This is a genomic window from Pedobacter sp. ASV12, from assembly GCF_016429155.1.
Classification (GTDB): Bacteria; Bacteroidota; Bacteroidia; order Sphingobacteriales; family Sphingobacteriaceae; genus Pedobacter.
On the sequence record NZ_JAELUC010000018.1, the window covers coordinates 1 to 23,538 of the forward strand.

Annotated in this window: 19 protein-coding genes; 12 read left to right on the forward strand and 7 right to left on the reverse strand. The window is 44.5% G+C overall.

Going from position 1 to position 23,538, the window contains the following annotated elements:
- Positions 1 to 55 precede the first annotated feature (55 nt).
- The gene (locus JHD69_RS06735) at positions 56 to 1,978 is read right to left on the reverse strand and encodes a DUF3857 domain-containing protein (RefSeq protein ID WP_199138638.1); all 1,923 of its coding nucleotides are present in this window, start codon (positions 1,976 to 1,978) and stop codon (positions 56 to 58) included.
- A 247-nt stretch (positions 1,979 to 2,225) separates the two neighbouring features.
- Here JHD69_RS06735 and guaB point away from each other — a divergent pair, with 247 nt between their 5' ends.
- From guaB to JHD69_RS06750, 3 genes are all read left to right on the forward strand, one after another.
- Positions 2,226 to 3,695: an IMP dehydrogenase gene (gene guaB, locus JHD69_RS06740; protein ID WP_199138639.1), complete on the forward strand. Its 1,470-nt coding sequence runs from the start codon at positions 2,226 to 2,228 to the stop codon at positions 3,693 to 3,695.
- A 258-nt stretch (positions 3,696 to 3,953) separates the two neighbouring features.
- Entirely contained in the window at positions 3,954 to 6,848 is a 2,895-nt protein-coding gene (locus tag JHD69_RS06745; protein WP_233165746.1) for a TonB-dependent receptor, read from the forward strand.
- Between the two features lie 115 nt (positions 6,849 to 6,963).
- A complete protein-coding gene (locus JHD69_RS06750) occupies positions 6,964 to 7,548 on the forward strand; it encodes a TIGR00730 family Rossman fold protein (RefSeq protein ID WP_199138642.1) in 585 nt (194 codons plus the stop codon).
- Between the two features lie 3 nt (positions 7,549 to 7,551).
- Here JHD69_RS06750 and JHD69_RS06755 read toward each other — a convergent pair whose 3' ends face one another.
- Positions 7,552 to 8,283: a hypothetical protein gene (locus tag JHD69_RS06755; protein ID WP_233165747.1), complete on the reverse strand. Its 732-nt coding sequence runs from the start codon at positions 8,281 to 8,283 to the stop codon at positions 7,552 to 7,554.
- Positions 8,284 to 8,434: 151 nt separating this feature from the next.
- Here JHD69_RS06755 and JHD69_RS06760 point away from each other — a divergent pair, with 151 nt between their 5' ends.
- From JHD69_RS06760 to JHD69_RS06790, 7 genes are all read left to right on the forward strand, one after another.
- Positions 8,435 to 10,063: an acyl-CoA carboxylase subunit beta gene (locus JHD69_RS06760; protein ID WP_199138644.1), complete on the forward strand. Its 1,629-nt coding sequence runs from the start codon at positions 8,435 to 8,437 to the stop codon at positions 10,061 to 10,063.
- Positions 10,064 to 10,174: 111 nt separating this feature from the next.
- Positions 10,175 to 10,747, forward strand: a complete 573-nt coding sequence (locus tag JHD69_RS06765; protein ID WP_199138646.1) for a toxin-antitoxin system YwqK family antitoxin — start codon at positions 10,175 to 10,177, stop codon at positions 10,745 to 10,747.
- Positions 10,748 to 10,777: 30 nt separating this feature from the next.
- The gene (locus JHD69_RS06770) at positions 10,778 to 11,389 is read left to right on the forward strand and encodes a toxin-antitoxin system YwqK family antitoxin (RefSeq protein ID WP_199138648.1); all 612 of its coding nucleotides are present in this window, start codon (positions 10,778 to 10,780) and stop codon (positions 11,387 to 11,389) included.
- Positions 11,390 to 11,392: 3 nt separating this feature from the next.
- A complete protein-coding gene (locus JHD69_RS06775) occupies positions 11,393 to 12,550 on the forward strand; it encodes a dipeptidase (RefSeq protein ID WP_199138650.1) in 1,158 nt (385 codons plus the stop codon).
- Between the two features lie 138 nt (positions 12,551 to 12,688).
- Positions 12,689 to 13,657, forward strand: a complete 969-nt coding sequence (gene trxB / locus JHD69_RS06780; RefSeq protein WP_199138652.1) for a thioredoxin-disulfide reductase — start codon at positions 12,689 to 12,691, stop codon at positions 13,655 to 13,657.
- A gap of 131 nt (positions 13,658 to 13,788) precedes the next feature.
- Positions 13,789 to 15,693, forward strand: coding sequence for a beta-N-acetylhexosaminidase (locus JHD69_RS06785; protein WP_199138654.1), 1,905 nt, complete (start codon positions 13,789 to 13,791; stop codon positions 15,691 to 15,693).
- A gap of 63 nt (positions 15,694 to 15,756) precedes the next feature.
- Positions 15,757 to 16,371, forward strand: coding sequence for a hypothetical protein (locus JHD69_RS06790; protein ID WP_199138656.1), 615 nt, complete (start codon positions 15,757 to 15,759; stop codon positions 16,369 to 16,371).
- A 51-nt stretch (positions 16,372 to 16,422) separates the two neighbouring features.
- Here the strand turns inward: JHD69_RS06790 and JHD69_RS06795 are convergent, their stop codons facing one another.
- Genes JHD69_RS06795 through JHD69_RS06805 form a run of 3 tightly spaced genes read right to left on the reverse strand, consistent with a single transcriptional unit; the run spans position 16,423 to position 20,582 of the window.
- Positions 16,423 to 16,965, reverse strand: a complete 543-nt coding sequence (locus JHD69_RS06795; RefSeq protein ID WP_199138658.1) for a DUF922 domain-containing protein — start codon at positions 16,963 to 16,965, stop codon at positions 16,423 to 16,425.
- A gap of 52 nt (positions 16,966 to 17,017) precedes the next feature.
- Positions 17,018 to 17,650, reverse strand: coding sequence for a response regulator transcription factor (locus JHD69_RS06800; RefSeq protein ID WP_199138660.1), 633 nt, complete (start codon positions 17,648 to 17,650; stop codon positions 17,018 to 17,020).
- The gene (locus JHD69_RS06805; protein ID WP_233165749.1) at positions 17,643 to 20,582 is read right to left on the reverse strand and encodes a ligand-binding sensor domain-containing protein; all 2,940 of its coding nucleotides are present in this window, start codon (positions 20,580 to 20,582) and stop codon (positions 17,643 to 17,645) included. The genes JHD69_RS06800 and JHD69_RS06805 overlap by 8 nt, the downstream gene beginning before the upstream one ends.
- 172 nt (positions 20,583 to 20,754) lie before the next feature.
- Here JHD69_RS06805 and JHD69_RS06810 point away from each other — a divergent pair, with 172 nt between their 5' ends.
- A complete protein-coding gene (locus JHD69_RS06810; protein WP_199138662.1) occupies positions 20,755 to 21,609 on the forward strand; it encodes a helix-turn-helix transcriptional regulator in 855 nt (284 codons plus the stop codon).
- A 30-nt stretch (positions 21,610 to 21,639) separates the two neighbouring features.
- The gene (locus JHD69_RS06815; RefSeq protein WP_199138665.1) at positions 21,640 to 22,083 is read left to right on the forward strand and encodes a hypothetical protein; all 444 of its coding nucleotides are present in this window, start codon (positions 21,640 to 21,642) and stop codon (positions 22,081 to 22,083) included.
- Between the two features lie 257 nt (positions 22,084 to 22,340).
- On the opposite strand, the gene JHD69_RS06820 is transcribed toward JHD69_RS06815, so the two are convergent.
- Together JHD69_RS06820 and JHD69_RS06825 are read right to left on the reverse strand one after the other, a co-directional pair.
- A complete protein-coding gene (locus JHD69_RS06820; RefSeq protein WP_199138667.1) occupies positions 22,341 to 22,943 on the reverse strand; it encodes a hypothetical protein in 603 nt (200 codons plus the stop codon).
- Positions 22,930 to 23,427, reverse strand: a complete 498-nt coding sequence (locus JHD69_RS06825; protein WP_199138669.1) for an RNA polymerase sigma factor — start codon at positions 23,425 to 23,427, stop codon at positions 22,930 to 22,932. The genes JHD69_RS06820 and JHD69_RS06825 overlap by 14 nt, the downstream gene beginning before the upstream one ends.
- Positions 23,428 to 23,538: the final 111 nt, after the last annotated feature.

Genomic DNA, 23,538 nt, shown 5'->3' on the forward strand with positions numbered 1-23,538 from the left:
CCCCCCCCCCCCCCCCCCCCCCCCCCCCCCCCCCCCCCCCCCCCCCCCCCCCCTTTTAGATGTGTATAAGAGACAGGTATTCATCTGGTGCGTACATAGACTTGGAAAGGTCGATGATGCTCTTTACCAAAAGGGTTTTTCCTTCCGCTACAAAGCTGATGCTGAACGATCCTTTATTGTCTGGCAATTTATAGATCATGCTTTTAGGAAGCTTGTCTATTTCATATTCATCCGGAAAGCTTACCGTAATGCGGTAGTTTTCTTTGAATGGATAGGCAAAATCTACCGGAAATAAGCGTTGTTCGTGTTTAAACAGGTTTTCCTTGGTGCGCTCGAACAGCAGTGGTGTAAAATAAACCAGGTTGCCCGCTTCTTCCACATTATCCTCAATCTCTACATCCATCGATTCTGTAAGGAGTTCATCAAGGTTGTCGAGGTTGTCTATCTTGTAGTTTTTCAGCTCCAGTCCGTTTTTATCCTTCTTAAAGTTCTTCAAGAACTCAGTTTCGTTATTGGTTGTTCTGTACTTGTCTCTCAGGTTCAGTGCCGAATAGCCCCTAGAATACTGGCTCAGTTTTCCCTTGAGCTTGTTTTCCTTGTCGAGGGTCAGCGTATAGTTGAACACCTTTTCGCTCGCCATGGTAGGCTCTGTTGCAATCCATGCGCCCACACCGTTTTTCATATCGATGGCAAAGCCGGTGTGGTTCAGGTTTTCGTAGCTGATCAGGCCTACGGGCATGTCTTTGTCAGTAGCATCCAAGAGTACGTTTTTGTTGTTTGCCACGATGCAGACAATGACGTTGTTGAATTTAGAGATGATAGGATAGCCTGGATGTATGCCATTGTCTCTGGTACTCAATAAAACAGCATAAGCCTGTATCTTGGCTTCATTTAACAGGCTGAGCAAGCTCAGGTTAATGTCGCCCGATGTTCCCGATTTCTTTTCAAAAATCGCTTTTGGGTTGCTTGCCGAAGCATAGAAGCTGTATTCGTCATTCCATTTTAAATTGTTCTTCACATAATTAAAAATCAGTGTAGCCATGGTTAACGTATCCTGCTCGCCCTTTAAGATGCCTAGCAGCACAGATTTGGCATAAGAATTCTTGTTTACGAAACCGCCAATGTTTTCGTCTTCTTTCAGCTCGACAATTATTTTCGGCCAGGTGCTGCTAAAGTCCTTGTACATTTCACCTGGAAAGCGAGTAGCCTGCAGCTCAAAATCTACGGAAGGAATATAATCGTCGAGAGTGGTAATGTAGGCTTCGCTTCTTAAGGCCGGTACATTTTCCATGGCATACTGGTCGTATTTGGCCGTAGCACTCAATGTGCCGTAGGTAGCATTCACATCTTCATGCTTGGTCTGCTTTACTTGCAGGTTGCCTGAGAAATTGCTTTTGTATACAAAATACTCTGGTATTTTAACATTGTACTCTGTATAAAGGGTAGGGATGTTGCTTTGGAAGCTCCAGCCGCGCAGGTTAAAAATAAACGGCGACCTGATGGTGTATTTATATTCGATGATTGAACCTTCCTTTACGTTGGGCAAGGTAAATTTCTTGTAGGTAAAGGTTTTGGTCAGTTCTTCGGTAAACTTGGCATCCTTGGTCAGTTTGCTGGTTACCATTTTCCCGTCAACCATGTTATAGGTAGCGGCATCCATATTCAGCAAGACTTCCTTGCTGCTTCCTGCGCCACGGAGACCAATTTTATAGTTGGCCAGGTCGTAGCCATTTTTGTTAAGCACTTTGTAGCGCACATGCTTTTCGAAAATATAGACAAAGCCTCCCGGACCGATGTCAAAATAACAGTTGCCTACATCGAACAGCTTGATGGCCGATGAAGCAGTATCTGCGCCTGGAGCCTTGGCATTAAAATCTTCGGGAGCAATTTTTCCGAACTTGAATTCTTTTTTTTGGGCATAGCCAACCAGATGGGACAAAGTGATCCCTAACAGAAATAGGAGAGCTTTAATTTTCATAGTTTGATTTATCTTGTTGCAATGATAGAAACATTTTCATAAGTTTTAAAAAAAACTGATGAATATTTGATTGGACTTTAAAGCAATGTCGTATTTGCCTCTATTGATAGGGAGGAACCATCATCGACTAGCAAGTCTAATTAAAGATTCTGGAGCTTTTTAACCTTACAAAACACAATCATATTTTTATATTGAAAGATTATATTGTATCTTTGCCCGGCAAATAATAATTCTTAATTTATTTGCTATGCAACTCGATCCCCAAAAATTTATTGCAACTGGTTTAACCTACGACGACGTGCTTTTGGTGCCGTCTTATTCGGAGATTTTGCCCCGTGAAGTGAATACATCCACTTTCTTGACCAAGAAAATCAAGCTGAACGTTCCCTTGGTTTCGGCCGCCATGGATACCGTTACAGAGGCGGCATTGGCCATTGCCATTGCGCAAAATGGCGGACTTGGCATGTTGCACAAAAATATGACGATTGAAAGACAAGCCGAAGAAGTGCGCAAAGTAAAGCGCTCGGAAAGCGGCATGATCCAAGATCCGGTTACTTTGTTGGAGCACTCGATTGTAGCAGATGCCTTTAAGATCATGAAAGAGCATAAAATTGGTGGCATTCCGGTGGTAAGCAGCGATAATAAATTGGTAGGGATCATTACCAATCGCGATCTCCGTTTCCAAAAGGACATGAACAAGCCAATTGCCGAGGTGATGACCAAGCATAACCTCATTGTGGCGCCAGAGGGAACAACTTTGCTACAAGCCGAAGAAATCCTGCAAAACCACAAAATCGAGAAGTTGCCTGTGGTCAATAACGAGGGCTACCTAAGCGGATTGATCACTTTTAAAGATATCCAAAAAGTAAAAAATTACCCGGCTGCCTGTAAAGACGAAAAAGGCCGGCTAAGAGTAGGCGCAGCCGTAGGCGTTACTGCTGATACCTTGCTTCGTGTAGATGCTTTGGTAAAAGCCGGGGTTGATGTTATTGCCATTGATACGGCACACGGCCATTCAAAAGGCGTAATCGATAAATTGAAGGAAGTAAAAGCCAAATATCCAGACCTGCAGGTAATTGCCGGTAACATTGCCACCGGTGCAGCCGCCAAGGCCTTGGCCGAAGCAGGTGCCGATGCCGTAAAAGTAGGAATTGGACCAGGTTCTATCTGTACTACCCGTATTATCGCCGGTGTAGGCGTACCACAGCTATATGCGGTTTTCGAGTGCGCCAAAGCGCTCAAAGGGACTGGCGTTCCGGTTATTGCCGACGGTGGAATTAAACATACCGGCGATATTTCTAAAGCCATAGCAGCTGGTGCAAGTACTGTAATGGCAGGCTCGCTGTTTGCAGGAGTGGAAGAATCGCCAGGTGAAACCATTATTTACGAAGGCCGTAAGTTCAAGTCTTATCGTGGCATGGGCTCTATCGAAGCCATGGAGCAAGGCTCGAAAGACCGTTATTTCCAAGATGTAGAAGATGATATCAAAAAACTGGTACCAGAAGGCATTGTTGGCCGCGTTCCTTTTAAAGGCACTTTGGCCGAAGTGATGTATCAATATGTTGGTGGCTTGCGTGCCAGTATGGGTTACTGTGGGGCTGCAACCATCGAAGCTTTGCAGGAAGCGCAGTTTGTACAGATTACGGCTGCCGGCATGAGGGAAAGTCACCCGCACGATATTACCATTACCAAAGAAGCACCAAACTACAGCAGATAGTAGGCATTACATTATATTGAAAGGAGCATCGCATATCGATGCTCTTTTTTTGAAATAATGCTAAACAATAAGGTGGTTGCTGTGGAATTTTGTTCTGTTGAAACGATTTTTTTTAATAAAATTCAGTATAAAATTTTGTTGTTGGCTTTTTTAAAATATATTTGTCTACTTAATCTATAGATATTATATATTTTTAAAACCATCTTTACATCATCATGCTTTATGAAACATCATTACTCCCTTTTTAAACTTACGTTTTTGCTGTTCCTCTTCGTCGCGCCGGTGCTGGCCTGGGCACAAGGCAATAATTTTATCGAAGTGAGCGGCCATATCATCGATAAGGAAAACAAACAATCTTTGACAGGCATCAACGTATTGATCAAAGGCACAGTGAACGGGGTAGCCACCGATTCGCAGGGAAAGTTTACCTTAAAAACCAAAGCCAAATATCCCTTCACCCTGGTTTTTTCGGCTGTCGGCTTCGAAACCCAGGAATTTGAGGTTTCAAGTCCCAATTCGGTACTCAACATTGAGCTGGTTACCCAAACGCTCTTGGGCAAAGAAGTCGTTGTTACCGCATCAAGGGTAGAAGAGAATATCCTTAAATCGCCGGTTGCCATAGAAAAGCTCGACATCAGGGCCATCCGCGAATCGCCTGCTCCCAGCTTCTACGATGCTTTGGAAAATGTAAAAGGCGTACAGATGACTACCTCGAGCATTACCTTTAAAATACCCAATACCCGTGGTTTCAATATTCCTAACAATTTTCGTTTTGTGCAGCTGGTTGATGGCATCGATATGCAGGCCGCTACCTTGGGCGTACCGTTGGGCAATGCCATTGGACCAACAGAATTGGATATTGCCAGCGTAGAAATTACGCCAGGGGCAGCTTCTGCATTATATGGCATGAATGCCATTAATGGTATGGCTAATTTGCTTACAAAGAGTCCGTTTTTGTACCAAGGGCTAAGTTTTTACCAAAAAACAGGGATCAACCATGTAGGCGGCACAGGCAGAGAGTTGAGCAACCTCACCGAAACAGCCTTTCGCTATGCCAAGGCCTTCAACAATAAGTTTGCCTTTAAAGTCAATTTTAGCTACCTGAGGGGCACCGATTGGTTGGCCGATACCAAGACCAACCAAAATCCGAACAACCTGAATACCGCCAATCCATCGTTCCCAGAGCTCAATGCCGACGCAGACAATCCGGCCTACGACGCCTGGAACAAGTATGGCGACGATAGCGGGAGCAATGCCGTAACCTTAACGGGCCTCACCATTCCGGGCCATAGCGGAAGCCAGAGCATTATTGTAAGACGTACCGGCTATTGGGAAAAAGATGTGGTAAAACCCACTGTTGATAACCTTAAATTCGATGCCTCCCTGCACTACCGTTTGGGCGACAATGCAGAACTTTCTTACGGCTACCGCATTGGCAAAATGGATGGGGTCTTTCAGCGTGGCAACAAAATCCAGTTAGACAATGTTGTTGTGCAGAACCATAAATTGGAGCTCAAAGGATCCAATTATTTTGTGAGAACCTATGTTTCTTTAGAAAATACCGGCGATTCTTACAACATCAAACCCTTGGTTGATAATTTAGACATCACCAGCGGAGGTACCAACAGCGTTTGGGGTGCCAAATACAAAACGGCGCTGCAAAATGCACTGAACAATAGTGCTTCGTTGGCAGATGCCTTGCGCATTGGGCGTACGGCTGCCGATGCCAGCAGGGTAGTGCCGGGTACACCGGCTTTCGAAGAGTTGAAAAATACCATTATCGCCATCAATAACTGGGACCATAAGGCCGTAGTTGGTGGCGATGCACCCGCAACAGGCGGCGCTTGGTTGAGCCAAAAAAGCCATACTTACCATGCCGACGGCCAATTAGACCTGTCGCACAAAACCAAGGTGTTTAACCTTTTGGTCGGTGCCGATGCCCGTATTTACGAAGTAGTGCCCGATGGCAACAACTTTGTCGATTTTAAAAGACCTGTTGCCGATAGAAACAAGCCTTTGCCCGATGGCAGTTTTGGCGACAATGTTTACTATAAAAAATTCGGTGCCTTTGCGCAAGTAACCAAAACCTTTTTCGAAGAAAAGCTGAAGCTGTTTGGCTCGTTGCGCCTCGATTACAATCCAGAGTTTACCGCCAAGCTCAACCCGAGGGTGGCAGCGGTTTATACGCTGGCCCAAAAGCATAACTTCAGGGTATCTTTCCAGAACGGCTACCGTTTTCCGGCACTGTTCGAGGCTATTTCTTTTGTCAATAATGGTAACATCAGGCGTGTAGGAGGTTTGTCGTATATTAATGAAGGATTGAATTACCTCGATAATTCCTACACCTTAAATTCGATCAACAGCTTTAATGCGGCGGTAAACAAAGATGTGGCGGGCGGATTAACGACCAATGCCGCCGCGCTAAAAAACAGGAGCCTGCTCGAGGTTACCAATCTTTCGCCAACAAGGCCAGAACGTATCAATTCGTTCGAGTTTGGCTATAAAAGCGTATTGCTCGACAATAAGTTGGTGTTGGATATCGATGCTTACGTAAACCAGTACAACGGATTTCTGGGACAGGTAGAAGTGGCCGTGCCTTATGCTACAGGCTTAAGTTCGCAGGTAAAGGTGGGTTCTGACGAAGCGGTGGTCGCCATGGTGCAATCGAACAGGAACACCCAGCAAACACGCTATAGGGTGTATACCAATGCCAAAAACCAGTACAACAACTATGGTTCGTCTTTGGGGCTGACCTACAATTTCTATAGGCAATTTACCATAGCCGGAAATGTAAACTATAACGATATTTCGGAAAACAAGAGCAAAGATGTATTTGTAACTGGGTTTAATACGCCCAATTGGGCGACCAATATTTCTTTTGGCAATCGGGAAATCGTAAAGAATTTGGGCTTTAACGTATTGTGGAAATGGCAACAGTCCTTTTTGTGGGAAAGTCCCTTGGTTAATGGCCAAGTGCCGGCATTCCATACTTTCGATGCGCAGGTTACTTATCGCATCCCGCAAAACAAAGCCACCATTAAATTGGGTGGTACCAATATCTTCAACAAAAACTACGTGCAATATGCAGGCGGACCAACTTTGGGCGGACTTTATTATGTAGCCGTAACTTTCGATGGTTTGTTGGTGAAGTAGGTAGGGAGTGATGGTCCATAGCAGATGGTCTGGTCAATTGTTGATAAACCACAGACTATTGTCACTTGCTATGGACTATCTACTATTTTCATACTTTTGTATCAAAATTGAAAATATGAAATCCATCTGCGTGTATTGCGGCTCAAACTTTAATGGCGACCCTATCCTTCAAAAAGCGATAGAAGATTTGGCTCTTACCTTAGCCAACCAACAGATTACCTTGGTTTATGGTGGAGGAAGCGTAGGGGTAATGGGTGTGCTGGCCGATCAGGTGCTCGAGCAGCAAGGCCAAGTGATTGGCGTTATCCCGCAGTTTTTGATGGATAAGGAAGTTGGCCATAAAGGATTGACGCAATTGATTGTTACCGAAAACATGCATCAACGCAAGCAAAAAATGGCCGATCTGTGCGATGGGTTTATCATTCTGCCTGGTGGTTTTGGCACTTTAGAAGAGTTTTTTGAAGTCTTAACCTGGTTGCAGCTCGGCTTGCATGCCAAACCGATAGGTGTATTGAACGTAAATGGCTTTTATGATCCGCTCTTTTTGCAGATGGACGTTATGGTGCAGCACCGTTTCTTGAAGCAGGTTAACAGAGACTTGGTTTTTAATGAAACAGAAGCTCCTGTATTGGTCGAGAAAATGAAAAATTTTACCGCCAAACCCGACGATGTTTGGTTCAGGGATAGAAATCTGGCCTAAAGCCTACAGAAAGTTATCCTTGGTAATTTCCCAGGTCCAGGGTTTTTTAAAATCGTTAAGGGTACGTAGGTCGGTAAAATACAGGACATCTTCGCTGGTGATGTTGGCGGCGTTCCGCGAAAACAAATTGCCGTTTATCTGTTTAAGCCTGCGGTCTATAAAATCGTAGGTTTTATCGCTCATTTCGCCAGAAGTAATGTTGTAATAGGTGTTGTTGGCCTTGATCAGCACCCATTGTTTATGCTGGTATTTAAATTCATAAGCCAATTTCCAGCGCCAGTCGTTGCCTCCTTCAAACAGCAGGTTCAAGGTGTTGTTTTTAATGCGCAATTCCTTAAAGGGTTCGCCCAAGGCACCGCCTTCTTCAGATCGGAGGATGAAGTTGTTGTTTTGCAAAACCAACTGATAGCCACTGGATGGCTGCTGCCTAAAAAAGATGGCCAGGATGCGCGGTTTTTGAAACTCCTTGATCAATTCGGTTTCGCTATCGCCATAGGCTCTTCTTTCGGTAACCGGAAAATTGTATTCCAGCACCAATGCCATATCCTCAAGGCCATCATTATTCAGGTCGCCGTAGGCCGTATCAATGGCTTTCCAGTTATTTGGAACAAAGGTGCCAATGGTTTTGCCCTTCGCAGCCAGTTTGGGATAGCTGAAGTTTTGTGCCGTGGCCCATTGAAAGCAGCAGATACAAAAAATTAAAATCAGGTAGCGCATCTTTAGTAAAACGTTCAAAAATTCAAATTAGCATGTAAGCGTTCCTAAACTAAATACCAAACAGGGTTTTAGTTTTAAGAATATAGCCGCTAACTTGCTCGCCTGAACCTTGCTCGATTAAAGTTTGATCGGCGAAGGCCTCATCTAACCAAATCAATAAACAATATAGATGAACATAGAATTCAACAAAAACGAAGATGCAAATAAGCAGCTGGTGTACGAATTAAAGACCAGGCTTAAAACAATATATAGTGGCGGTGGAGAGAAAAATGCCCAAAAGCAAAAAGAAAAGGGCAAAATGCTGGCTCGAGAGCGCATCAAATACCTGATAGACGACGATCGCGAATTCTTGGAACTGGCTGCCTTTGCTGCCGATGGCATGTATGCCGCAGAAGGCGGTTGCCCGAGTGCCGGCGTAGTAGCCGGAATTGGCTATGTGTCGGGCAGGCAATGCATGATTGTGGCCAACGATGCCACCGTAAAAGCCGGTGCCTGGTTCCCGATGACGGCTAAAAAGAACCTGAGGGCGCAGGAAATTGCCATGGAAAACCGTTTGCCGATTATCTATTTGGTTGACAGCGCAGGTGTTTACCTACCTATGCAGGACGAAATTTTTCCAGACAAGGAACATTTTGGACGTATTTTCAGAAATAATGCTATCATGTCGTCGGAGGGTATCGTGCAGATCGCGGCTATTATGGGGTCTTGCGTAGCAGGAGGAGCCTATCTGCCCATCATGAGCGATGAAGCCATGATTGTAGACGGCACGGGCTCTGTTTTCTTGGCAGGCTCTTACCTGGTTAAATCGGCCATTGGCGAAAGCGTTGACAACGAAACACTGGGTGGCGCTACTACCCATTGCGAAATTTCGGGGGTTACCGATTATAAGCATCCGAATGATCAGGCTTGTTTAGACAGCATCCGCAACATCATGAGCATGTTAGGAGCACCACAACAAGCTGGCTTCGACAGGATAAAACCAGCCAGTCCAAAACTCAATGAGCAGGAAATTTATGGCATTTTGCCCGATAACAGGGAAAAACCTTACGAAATGAGGGATATTGTCCATCGTTTGGTCGACAACTCTGAATTTGAAGAATACAAGGCATTATATGGCCAGAGCATTGTTTGTGGCTTGGGCCGTATAGATGGCTGGGCTGTGGGCATTGTAGCCAACCAGCGCAACGTGGTGAAGTCTAAAAAGGGCGAAATGCAGTTTGGCGGTGTTATCTATTCCGATAGTGCCGATAAGGCTACCCGTTTCATTATGAACTGCAACCAAAAGAAAATACCGCTGGTGTTTTTGCAGGATGTAACCGGGTTTATGGTGGGTAGCAGGTCTGAACAGGGTGGCATTATCAAAGACGGCGCCAAGATGGTAAATGCAGTGGCCAATTCGGTTGTGCCTAAATTTACCATTGTGGTGGGTAATTCGTATGGGGCCGGCAATTACGCCATGTGCGGCAAGGCTTACGATCCGAGGCTTATTTATGCTTGGCCAAGTGCCAAAATTGCCGTAATGGGTGGTGCACAGGCTGCCAAGGTCTTGCTGCAGATTCAGCAGGCTTCGTCAAAGGCCAAGGAAGAAGTGGCCGATCCTGCAAAAGAGAACGAACTGCTCAAGCAGATTACCGATCGCTATAACAGTCAAACTACGCCATATTATGCGGCCGCCAGGCTTTGGGTTGATGGAGTTATCGATCCCTTGGAAACCCGTAAGGTCATTTCGATGGGGATCGAAGCTGCCAACCAATCGCCCATTACAAAACCATTTAACGTAGGGGTTATACAAACCTAATTTTTCGGAGGTGAGTAAGTATTGCTAACGGTTGGCAGGAAACATGGTCTTAAGGTCGTACCCCCGCCGATTTTTGAAAAATCACGATCGTTTTGTATATTGCTTTTGCAAATGAAAAATGTTTTAGTCTTGTTTTTACTACTGGCCTGCTTTGGTGTTAGGGCGCAGGTAAGGCCAATCTATTTTATTGCCGATTCGATAATCACCGATAAGAGCAAGGCCACGCATTACGGTGTTTTTGGAAAGATCAGCACCGATACCTTATGGACATTTAAGTTGTACGACCTCCGCAATAACCTGGTACAGGTAGGCACTTTTGCCGATTCGTTGCTGATGGTGCCCGTGGGCAAATTCTCTTATTATAGTTCTGTAGATGATTTCAACTACGACCATCATACCCATTTCTATTTCAAGCAAACCGATCGCTTTCTCGCCGAACAAGGCCAGTATGTAGCCGGCAAAAAGAGCGGGAGGTGGATCGAATTCTTCCCCGATGGCAAAATCCTAAGCATTACGGTATACCTGGCCGGAATAAAACACGGCGAATACAAGCTGTTTAATGAACGTGGCAAGTTGCTGGTATCTGGTCAGCATGTACTGGATTTACGGGATGGCGAATGGAAATACTCGGAAGGAAAAAAAGAAACCTATAAGTCAGGCGAACTGATAGCCATCAAGCCATAAACTAGGCCAAGAGCCAAAAAATAATCTTCAATGAAAAAATATCTGATCTTTTCTGTTCTATGTATGCTTGGGCTTACGGTGGTGGCCCAAAAACCCATTTATTTTGTAGGTGATGGGGTAACAAGCGATGCCGCAAGAGCTACGTCTTACGGCATTTATGGCAAGCTGAGCACCGAAGACGTTTGGATACTTAAAAGGTACGACCTTTATGATAACCTGATGCAAACAGGCTCTTACAAAGACGAAAACCTGACCATTCCGCATGGGCAGTTTGTTTTTTATATGGACTTGGCCTATTTTAATATGCTGGGCAAAGAAAACTTCAAGTTGAAAAATAAAACCCGTTTTAAATATCAGGAAGGCTCTTTTGTGGATGGCTTAGAGCAGGGCACATGGACTTTGTTCTATCCCGATGGGAATATCCTCAATATTCAGCATTATAAAAATGGCCAGCTGGATGGAGAGTTTAAGACATTGGATAGGTATGGCAGGGTTGTGGTTAGTGGCCATTTTGTAGCCGGCAAAAAGGAAGGCGAATGGATTACTGAAAAAGGGACAAAGATAGAAACCTATGAGGAAGATGTACTCAAATCGAGCAAAGCAGTAAAGCCTGAAAAAGAGAAGCAACAAATCAAGAATTAACCGATGAAAAAGCTTATTTGTTGGTTGCTTTTATGGCCTGTATCGCTTTGTTTTGCCCAAACGGCTTCTACCATTCACGAACAAGCCATTGTGGTAGATACCCATGGCGATATTCTGTTTAACCAGATTAAATCGGGCATTGATATCGGCCAATTGCAGGCGTCTGGTAATTTTGACCTGGTACGCGCCAAAAAGGGCGGATTGGATGTACAGGTGTTTTCCATCTGGTGCGATGAAACCGGAGGTTTTGCAGTAGCCAACCGCGAAATAGATTCGCTTTATAGCCTTATTAAACGCTATCCCCAGCAAATTGCTTTGGTTAAAAATGCCAGAGAATTGCTACAGGCAGTTAAAGACAAAAAACTGGCGGCCATGATTGGGGTAGAAGGCGGCCACATGATAGAAAATGACCTAAGCAAACTGGATGCCTTGGCCAAACGAGGCATGATTTACCTGACCCTTACCTGGAACAACAGCACGCCCTGGGCCAGTTCGGGCGCTGACGAAACCAGTGGAAAGGTAAAACCTTCGGTTGCGGGACTTAACGAATGGGGCAAAAAAGTGGTACGTCGCCTTAACCAATTAGGCGTATTGGTAGATCTTTCGCATGTAGGCGAAAAGACCTTTTTCGATGCCGTTCAAACCTCCAGCAAACCTGTATTGGTGTCGCACAGCTGTGTGTATGCGTTAAATCCTGTAGCCAGGAACCTTAAAGACGAACAGATCAAGGCCGTTGGTAAAAACGATGGCGTAATTTCGCTCAACTTTTACAGCGGCTTTCTCGATTCTACTTTCGATGCCAAACAAAAACGCTTTTTGGCCAAATATGGCGACGAACTCAAAACCTTAAGCAGTAAATATGGGCGCAGCAATGCCATTGATACGTTGATTGCCCTACATCGGCAAGATGCCGATGCCACGAGGCCTGCCATTGAATTGCTCATTGATCATATCGACTACATCGTGAAACTGATTGGGGAAGATCACGTGGGCTTGGGTGCCGACTTTGATGGGGCCGAATCGTTTCCGCTGGGCATGGATAGCGTAGCCGATTATCCGAAAGTGACGGCTGCTTTGCGCAGAAGAGGCTATTCAAAAGAAGCCATCGAGAAAATATTGGGTGGTAATTTCATCCGCCTGCTCAAAGCAAACGAACGTTAAATGCCTGTCCATGTACCTATTGCCAATACCTATAGCTTTATCATTAAAATTTATTGATTTTCCATCTTAAATTCACATTTTAGCGCAGGGTTGTCCCATCAAAACTTAAACCGTATTTTTGTATAAATTTTAATCATAATGTCTCAAGAACAAGAAATAGAACACGTAAAATGTCTGATCATCGGCTCTGGTCCTGCGGGCTATACCGCTGCCATTTATGCTGCCCGTGCAGACCTGAACCCGGTGATGTATACTGGCATGGAAATGGGGGGGCAGCTAACCCAAACCACCGATGTAGATAACTTTCCAGGTTATCCCGACGGAATTATGGGGCCAGAAATGATGGAAGATTTCAGAAAACAGGCCGAACGCTTTGGTACGCAGATCCGTTTTGGTTACGTAAGTTCTGTTGATTTTTCGGCCATGCCGCACAAGGTAGTGGTTGATGAAATTAAAACCATTACAGCTGATACGGTGATTATTGCTACTGGTGCCAAGGCCAAATGGCTGGGTTTGCCTAGCGAGCAGCAGTACAATGGCTTTGGCGTTTCGGCCTGTGCCGTATGCGATGGCTTTTTCTTCAAAGGTCAGGATGTAGCCATTGTTGGTGCTGGCGATACAGCTGCCGAAGAAGCTACCTATTTGGCCAAACTTTGTAAAAAAGTGTACATGTTGGTGCGCAGAGACGAATTCAGGGCTTCGAAAGCCATGGTTCACCGCGTGCTGAATACCCCAAACATCGAGGTCATATACAATACCGAAACTACCGAGATTATTGGCAACGGCAAAAACGTAACCGGCGTACATGTATTTAACCACCAAACCAAGGAATCGAGAACCTTGGACATTGAAGGTTTTTTTGTGGCCATAGGACACAAGCCCAATACCGATATTTTTAAAGGCTGGTTAGATATGGACGAAACCGGTTACCTGAAAACCATTCCGGGTACGTCTAAAACCAATATTGAAGGCGTGTTTGCCTGTGGCGATGTGCAGGACCATTATTACCGTCAGGCGGTTACCGCTGCGGGTTCTGGCTGTATGGCAGCCCTTGATGCCGAACGCTATTTGGCAGCCAAGGGCGATGTGGCCAAAGTAACGGCCTAGTACGCCTGAATTTTGATAGATGATAAGAAAGCGTTGCCAATCCGGCAGCGCTTTTTTTGCTTCAAGACCACGATCAATGCTTTTGGCATTGGCTTAAATTTTATATCTTGTGGACTTAACCACATACAACCATGAAAAAACTAATACCTGTTCTTTTCCTCGCTTTGATGGCCTTTCAAAGCCGAGCGCAAACAGACGCAAACCTGGGAATCATCCCCGCGCCTGTATCTATCCAAAAATCAAATGGCAGCTTTCATTTAAGCAAAACGGTAGTTTTGATAAGCAACGAAGCCGAAAATGCCAAATCGGCCGATTTATTGAATGCTTTTATCGTAACCAAAGGTGGTTTCGCCTTGCGCGAAGCCAAAACCATAGACAAAGGCCAAAAAGCCATTGTGCTGACTTCGGTAGGGGCCGAAAAATTGCCTGCCGAAGGCTATACCATTAAAATTACGCCCAACGAAATTAAGGTAACCGGTAAAGGTGCAGGCCTTTTTTATGGCGTACAATCGCTGATGCAACTGATGCCAGAAAAGGCACAGGATAAAATTGTTGTTCCTGCCGTAGAAATTAACGATTATCCGCGTTTCAAATACAGGGGACTTCACTTAGATGTAGGCCGTCATTTCTTTCCGGTTGCTTTCGTAAAGAAATACATCGACCTGATGGCTCAATACAAGCTCAACACTTTCCATTGGCATTTAACCGAAGACCAAGGCTGGAGGATAGAGATCAAGAAATATCCGAAACTCATCAGCGTGGGCAGTAGCCGAAACGGAACCATTATAGGCAACTATCCGGGTACTGGTGGTACCGATAACGAGGTTTACAAAGGTTATTATACCCAAGACGAGGTAAAAGGCATTGTAGCTTATGCCGCCTCGAAATTTATCAACGTGATTCCCGAAATCGAAATGCCTGGCCATGCCTCGGCCGCTATAGCCGCCTATCCAGAATTGAGCTGCTTTCCTGACAGGGACACCTTCGTGAGCGATAAAACGCCTTGGTCGGGCAGCAGAACCGGCAAACAAGTACAGCAAACCTGGGGTGTTTTCGATGATGTTTTTGTGCCTACAGAAAATACCTTTAACTTTTTGCAGGATGTGTTGGACGAGGTGATGGCCTTGTTTCCTTCAAAATACATCCATATTGGCGGCGACGAATGCCCGAAAGAATATTGGAAACAATCGCCGTTTTGCCAGCAGTTTATCAAAGACAACAACCTGAAAGACGAGCATGGCCTGCAGAGCTACTTTATCCAACGCATCGAAAAATACATCAACAGCAAAGGCCGTTCGATTATTGGATGGGATGAAATTTTAGAGGGTGGCCTGGCACCCAATGCTACCGTAATGAGCTGGAGGGGCGAGGCTGGTGGCATTGAAGCCGCCAAGCAAAATCACGATGTAATCATGACCCCGGGTTCGGCCGGAATGTACTTCGACCATAAACAGTCTGATTCGCCTGATGAGCCGTTAACCATTGGCGGCTTTGCACCTTACACCAAAACCTATGCCTACGATCCTGTTCCAAAAGAATTGTCGGCCGAACAGCAAAAACACATCATCGGCGTGCAAGGCAACGTATGGACCGAATACATGGAAACCCCGGCCAAAGTAGAATACATGATTTTGCCTAAGCTTTTCTCTTTGTCTGAAATTGCATGGAGCCAGGTAGCCAGAAAAGACATCAAAAACTTTACCGAAGAAAGGGTACCGGTGCATTTGGCGCGCTTAGACAAAACAGCTACCAATTATTGGGTGCCAACCCCAATAGGGCAGGACCAAAAGGTTATTAACGGTGAAAATATTACGGTAGAATTGAAAAACCCAATTCCGGGCGCTAAAATCTTTTATACCTTGGATGGCTACCGTCCGTCTGAAAATGCCACCGAATACACTGCTCCAATCAAGGTAATTGTACCACAAGGGCAAAAGAAAACGTTAAAGACCATAGTGGTTGCGCCAAGCGGAAAAAGAAGCGTAGTTAAAGAAACCACCTTGAACAACGGTTCGCCGGATGTAAAGGCCAAATAAGCATAAAAAGCTTGCAAAAAAAGGATAAAACCTATAATTTGGAGTTTAAAATCATCACAACAAATGAAACTAAACCACGCTATTAAATTTTGCCTTTTTGTACTAACGGGTGCATTGCTGTTCGCGTCGTGTCGCAACGAGCAAAAGCCTGCTCCCGCTGCTAAAGTGGCTGCAAGTGCCAAACAAGTTAACCCTTTTCCATTTTATAAAGACATAGAAATAAAACCCGGCTACCATTTTGAGGTGCTAAGCTGGGGCAAAGGCGTAGACACGGTAGGTGGCTACCTGTTGCTCATGTCTGATTCGATCAAAAACAATTACAGGTCGATAGCCGGAGAGCGGAAAGGAATCATTACCGATGCCTGGAACATGGATTTGGATAATGATGGGAATCCAGAATTATACATCCAGTACGTAGTAAGGAACAATGTAAACGACCTGAACGTATACGAGTTTGCCGGCAACAGCTTTGACAAGATCAGTTTTCCGGGCCTGAGCAGCAACCTCAAAAAAGACTACAAGGGTAACGATAAGTTCTTTGTTAAAAACGGCGATTTGTTCCGTTCGGTGCCCGTGGTAAGTACAGACAGCGGCAAAACCACTACGGTAATCAAAACCCTCAAATACCGTTTAAGCGGCAACAGTTTTTCGGCAACGGAAGTAAAGCCGGAAAATTAAGGTCAGAGGTTGTCCAAATCAAATCCCTATTGCTAAGCGATAGGGATTTTTTTATGGATATTTGTTCAGTTCCGCACGTAAAAAATCATCCCACCGGGCTTGGGCTTCCAAATCCGAACCATGCTTGGTTTCATCGTCGTAGCGGTCTTGCATAGCACTGTAATAATCGCTGATGCGGTTAGCGGTTTGTACAATTAGCCTTTTGTAGTTGCTTGCCGTATATTTTTGGCTGGGAATTTGGATTTCACCTGCTTTAAGCAGCAAAAAATTGATGTAAACATGACCCTGTTCATGGTTTAAAAGCTGTCGACTTGTTTTTCTGTTGCTGATGCGGTCTCTTTTCACCCATGAGCGAGAAGCATCTACACCGGCGGCAAACTTAAAATCGATAGATAAGCGGCCGTCTCTTATTTTCGAGGTATAGCTATAATGCCAGGTGGTTACCGTTAAGGCGGCATAAGCCGAGTGGGAATCGGGCTCGCCCCTAAAATGGGTATCCCAGTCGAGCTGCTCAGGATAAACCTCCCGACCGGCCTTAAAGCTGCTTAGGCAAACCAGCAGCATGGCGAAGGTAAAATTCAATACGGTTTTCATTCGATGATATAGAACGAAAGCCGTGCCAAGAAAGTATACAAGCTGATAAAAGCTAAATCAATCGGTTGGCTTTGGCAATTTTAATGGCATCGGCTTTAGAATTCACGTTCAGTTTGATGTAAATATTCTTGACGTGCGTTTTGACCGTTTCTACTTCTATAAAAAGCTCGTTGGCAATCTGGCTTCGGTCTTTGCCCTTCGAAATCAGGTCCAAAATTTGGGCTTCTCTTTTGGTTAACGGCGAATCGAAGTTTTTTTGCAACGACCTGATTACCGTTCGGGCAACGTTGGGGCTCATTGGCCCGCCACCCATAATCACTTCTTTAATGGCGTCGATAATTTTTGCCGAAGGCGTATTTTTTGTAAAATAGCCAGAGGCGCCATTGGCCAATGCATCCAGTATCGTTTTTTCTACCTCAAATACGGTTAGTATAATTACATAAACCTGGGGCAGCATTTTTTTGATCAGCGGCAAGGCATCGATGCCGCTAACGCCGGGCAATTGTATGTCCAGCAAAATCACATCCGGATTGTCTTTCGCCAATTGGTGTTTAGCCGTTTCAAAAGAAGCGTAAGTACTAACCACCTGATACGGCGAAGTATGGTCGATGAGATAGGCATAGCCCTCCCTAATGGTTTCGTCGTCTTCTATTATTGCAATCCTTGCTTCTGCCTTGTTATACATTTTGTTTTCGTTTTAAGGTGGAGAAATTGATCAGCAGGCAAATGGCCGTTCCGTCGGCTTTCGAAATCACGTTAAGGTCGGCACCAATTCTTTCGGCGCGCAGGTACATGTTGTTCATGCCATGCCCGCTTTTGGCCTTGTTAATATCAAACCCTTTGCCGTTGTCTTCCAAGCTAAGCAGCAATAACTTGTTGTTGAGCTTGGCCTTGAAATATACTTCGGTGGCTTTAGAGTGCTTGAGCGCATTGTGGATGGATTCCTTAAAAATAAGCAGCACGTTTCTGTTCAGGTCTAACGTAAGTCCAATGTGGTTGTCGGGAATTTCGATATGGTGCTTAAACTGTGCTGGCGTATCGTTAAACATCTCGATCCCAAAATCCTTGATATGGTCTACCAGCTGATTTAGGGTGTCGTTTTTGGGGTTCAACGACCAAAGAATATCTTTCGTGCCGTTATACAGCTCGTTAACATTGGTGGCTATCTTCTTGATGATGTTCTTTTTTTCGCTGTCGTCATCGCGAAGCATGCTGCTCAGTACTTCAGAAAGCACGGTAATGCGCGTTAGTTTGTTGCCCAGGTCGTCGTGAAAATCTTCGGCCGTCTGTTTCCTGATCTTGTACTGTTCTTCGAGCTTTATTTTTAAATGAAGCTTTCTTCTGCGTTCGTTAATGGTTAAAATGGCATATACGGTAGCCAAAATGAGCAATATGACCAATAGGAATACAAAAAACCTGAAGGTATTGGTTTGGTAGTAGGGCGGCAGGATTTCGAACGAAAAAGAAGCGGTATTAACAGAAGTGAGCCCTTCTTTGGTAATGGCAATCACTTCGAAGGTGTACCTTCCGGCAGGTACGGCGGTAAAGTTGACGGCACTGTTGCTGCTGGCCTGGCTAAATTTGTTGTCGAGGCCAACTAAACGATATTTATAACGCAACGAACTCGGGTTGGTGAGGTAAATGCCCGAAAAATTAATACTGATGTAGTTGTGGCTATAAGGAAACGAGGGTCTTTCTTGAAGTTCGTGGCTCTTGAAAGTAGTTTTAAAAGTGCTTTGTTCGGTTTTTCTTTTATAGCTGGGAAAAACGTTGATAGAATTGATGGTGATGTAAGGTTTTACTTCAACGCTTGGCATGGGGTCTACCTTGTACACAATAACCCCTTTGGTGGTGCCTATCCACATGTTGTTGTGGTCTTGCAAAATGGCATTCTGGTTGCATTCTACCAAAAGCCCGTTGGCATCGGGCGTGTTGATGAGCTTAAAGTTTTTGGGGTCCATGCGGCTAATGCCCCTGCCGGTTCCCAGCCAGATTAATCCGTTGCTGTCTTCAATGATGCTGTAAATGTGATCAGAAGCCAGGCCGTTTTTGGTATTGATGGTCCAGTTTTTCCCTGTTTCCCTGTTCCAGATCAGCAGACCATAGTCGGAAGTGCCAAACAAGATATAGCCTTTGTATTTGAGCATGCAAAGTATGCTGGAGCCCATCAGGTTCTTGTTTTTGATGTGCCTTACATTCTGTTTGTTTACAAAAACATAGGCGCCGTCTTGTGTGCCTACTAAAACTGTATCCCGCCCCAAGTCGAGCAGGCTGTTGCCCGGCAGTTTTGAAATTTTGTTGAGCTTTTTGGTTCCCTCATCAAATGTAAAAACGCCTCGGTTGGTGGTTATCCATATCTCTTTGCTGCCGGTTTCTATAATGGATTGGTAAGAAATGGGCGAGGGGCTTTTTTGATCTACTCTTTTAACGGCTTTGTCGGTAGCCAGCCATAAGCCCCCTTCGGCAGAACCAATCCACACCCTTTTTTTACTATCGCGGTGCAGAAAATTGATATGGTAGGATTCGTCTTTGGCAAAAGGAATTTCGATGTTCCTTATTTTTTGCCCCGAACGGTATTCGTAAAGCCCATCGTAAGCTCCCATCCATATGGCATCAGAGCTGGGACCATAGCTAACAGCCATCACCAGTTTATTATGGATGCCTTGGCTTTCGTCAAATATAACGTAGTTGTTGTTGTTGAATTTAAAGAGCCCTGCGCCATAGGTTCCCAGCCAAATGTTGTTTTCTATATCCTTGAATATTTTGCTTACCGTATTGTCGGTAAAGCCATTTTGGGCTGTAAAATGGATGATTCTTCTTTTTTTGATCAGGTAGGCACCTTTTTCGGCACCAACCCAAACGGCTCCATTATCGTCTTGGGCAATGCACATGGGCTTGCTGTCTATGGCCCAGGGTTCCTTGCTTAACAGGCCGTTTTCGGCCACATAAACTCCCTTAGTGGAGACCAGCCAAAGCCTGTTGCGGTTATGGTTGTCGAGCAGGATGTCCGAGATTTCCAGGTCGGGAGGAAGTCCGTTTTTGAAGTGCAGGCTTTTCCAGGTGTTGTTTTCCAAAAAGTAAATGCCTTTGTTGTAAACGGCTGCCCATAGCCTGCCCATCGGGTCGGCATATATGGAGCTTACATATTCCATGCTGTCTTTGCTGATGTTGATGTATTGCTCCTGATCCTTTTCTATCTTGTACAACGACCGTTTTCTGAGGGTAAAGATTTCACCGTTTTTGGTGCTGGAAAGTTTTCTTGTCCAATAAGAAGAAGCGCTGCGCTTAATAAAGCGTTGGCCGTCGTAGCTTGTTAGTGCACCCGACGATCCGATCCAGATTTTGTTGCTTTTGTCTACGGCCAGCGCTACGTTGTAGTTGCTGGTGAGGCCGTTGGTTCTGCTGTAGTTGGTAAACTGTCGGCCGTTAAAAGAGCCTAGTCCCCCCAGGGTGGCTATCCAAAGCTTGCGTTTTTGGTCTTGTACAATGGCAGTTACCTGCGACTGGATCAGTCCCCTTTCAATATCGTATTGTTCAAAATAATATCGCTGTGCGGTAGATTTATAACTATAAATTAAAAATAATAAAGAAATGAATAATATTTTTTTGTAGCTCAAGGTATTAGAGATAAAAAGCCTAACCTAAAGTAAATATATTTAACTATGTAGAATTAAAAAATACCCCCTGAAGCGGGATTTTGTGTTTGTGCCCGAAAATACCCCCTGAGGGGTGAAAAGGGCGCATTATTGTTCAGGTAAATTTGTTTAACACCAACAAACTTACAGAACCATGAGCACCAAAAGGATCCGGATCTTCAAGAACGAAATTCTGAACGAATTCTCAATTAACTCTTCATACACAGGCATCAGTACCAAATACATGATCAGCTTGGTTAGCAATGGCGCTGTGCAGTATCATTTAGGCAAGAGAGGGCTTACCCTGTTTCCGCAGAGCTTTATTTTTTTGAATGAAGGCACTTCGTATACCAGTCAGATCAATTCGAAAGAAACGACCAACCGGTTTTCGGTGCTGCTAGACCCAGGCTTTGTTTGCGATTACGAATATTCGGTGGCCAACAAAAGCCATACCCTGTTAGATTGTCCGGCCTACAAAGACAGCAAACCTGTTTTTTTGGAGGCAATTTATCCTTTGCAGGGAGAAATTGCTGCGGTTTTGAGGCAATTGAAAAACAATATGGAAAGCGGGCAGACGAATGAACTGGTTATGGCCGAATACCTGAACCACTGTTTGGAGAGCTATTACAGGTTTTATCGCGCAGAAGTAACCAATAGAGCCGAATCGCTAAACTTTCTGAACAAATCTACCCGAACTGAAATCCTGAAGCGCCTTTCGATTGCCAAAGACTTTATCAACAGCAACTACAATAAGAACATCAGCCTGAACGATATTGCGCTGGCTTCATGCTTGTCTGTAAATCACCTGCTCCGTACGTTTAAGCAAGCCTATCAAATGTCGCCCCACCAGTTTCTTACCCAGGTAAGGTTAAGGCAGGCCAAGTACTATTTAAAGCATACCGATTACCAGGTAAGCGAAATCGTTGACATCATTGGTTTCGAGTGCCAGAGCTCTTTTACCCGCCTGTTCAGAAATTCGTTTCAGGTTACCCCTAAACAATATAGATAATAACAAGAGTACACCACCAAAAACCACGCAATGAAAAAAAGAATGTTTACGTATTTGGCTTTACTATGTATTGCCTTTACAACCGCTAACGCCACTGAAGTTAAACCGGCTAAAAAAGTGAATTTGGCCAAGCCTGCCGCTGTTATCAATGCTTTTATTGAAGCACAGGTAAAAGGCGATATTGCTTTGTTTGACCAGGTTCTGGCCAACGAACTTGTCATGAAAGTCAATCGGCCAGACCGCATAAATTTCCATACCAAAGAAAACATCATGACATATTATGGAAAGAATGCCGACGTGCTGCGGGGTTGCCAGCCGAATTATGAAATCCTGTCGAGCCGCAACACTGCTATTCTGGTAAGGATCGACTTCAAGTTCGATACTTTTGTACAGCAAAATTTTGTGGCCTTGGAGAAAGATTCCTTAGGCGAATGGAAAATCACCCAATTGAACAGATTTAACAAGGCGGTTTAGTTGGAATGGGTGATTTTCGCCTATCTAGCTTAACAAAGCCACACTATCTTTGAGCTTAGGAAACCCAATATAAGTTTGGATGAATTTAAAATTTGGGTTAGTTAATAGTAGGAGTCATCCGTTTACGGATGACTTTTTTTATGCGCAATCCCCTGCTTGTTCAACTAATCGGAGGATTGGCCGCTCAGCAATCTTGTTTTATCGGTATTAATTGATAACCCAAACCTCAAGATACCGAACTCTTTATTTAGGCCGGCTTAATGTTGCTCCTTAAATTGCCCGCTAATGCGTTCAAATTTTTCGATGAGCAATGCAATTCTTTCCTTGTCTTTTTTGATAACGGCCTTGCGCACCAGGGTAGAGCAGAAAATCATCCAGCCAAAGCTTAAAACGAGGGCTGCTATTTTTGCCCAGAGTGCCAGATGGGGCAATATTTCGAAAAAGTAGAATGCCATGCCCAGCGATATGGCAACGGCATAGAACCAATAGAGGCGGTTATATAAACGGAAACGCTTGAGCTGGTAAAGCTTAAGCTTAGCCATAAACTCGTTCGGATTGACTGTGAAATCGCTTTTGGCAAGGATGCGGTAATTGTTGTATAAAATGATGGTGTAAACGATAATGGCGCCGATCATCAGGCTAATGCCGATATGGGTCGTCAACGATCGGAAATCGATGGCAAACCACAGGAAGGCCAATGCTATAAATGCAAGCGTCATGCCCACTACGGTGAGTAGCGATTTGGTACGCATGCTGCTTACTTCTTTTTTGGCCTGTTTCAGCATTTCATCGGCAGATATTTTCACATCTACGGTGTTGTGCTTGGCCCAAAGCGCTTCTATGTGATCAAATTCTTGCATGCTGGTTGTATAATTCAGTCAGTTTTTGTTTAATGCGATGGATCTTGACCCTCAAGTTGCCTTCGCTAATGCCCGAAATCTCGGCAATTTCGTTGTAGGGCAGCTCGTCTAATACCATGGTAATGATCAAGCGGTCGTTTTCTTCGAGCTTCGATATCGACTTGTAAAGCAGGGCAATCTGTTCGTTCTTCTCAGAATACTCCTCAATCTTGTTTTCGATAATGTTTTCTGTCAGCTCATCCTTAGCCTGTCTTTTTTCGGAACGCAGGTAAGTGAGGCAGGTGTTAACGGCAATACGATAAATCCACGTAGAAATAAGCGATTTGTTCCTGAACTTGTCCAAGTTTTGCCAAACCTTTAAAAAAGTTTCCTGCAACAGGTCGTTGGCCGAATCCTTATCTCCGGTATAACCATAGCATAAGTGAAAAATCTTCTTTGAATTCTTGTCGAAAATATCCTTAAATAGTATATCTTTTTGGTTCACTTAGCGGCTTTTGATGATCAACGATTAGATATCCGGAATTTAGTTTTGTTACGCCCCAAATATGTAAAATAACTAATGCTTTATCAACAATGTTTAGAGAATAATTTAATT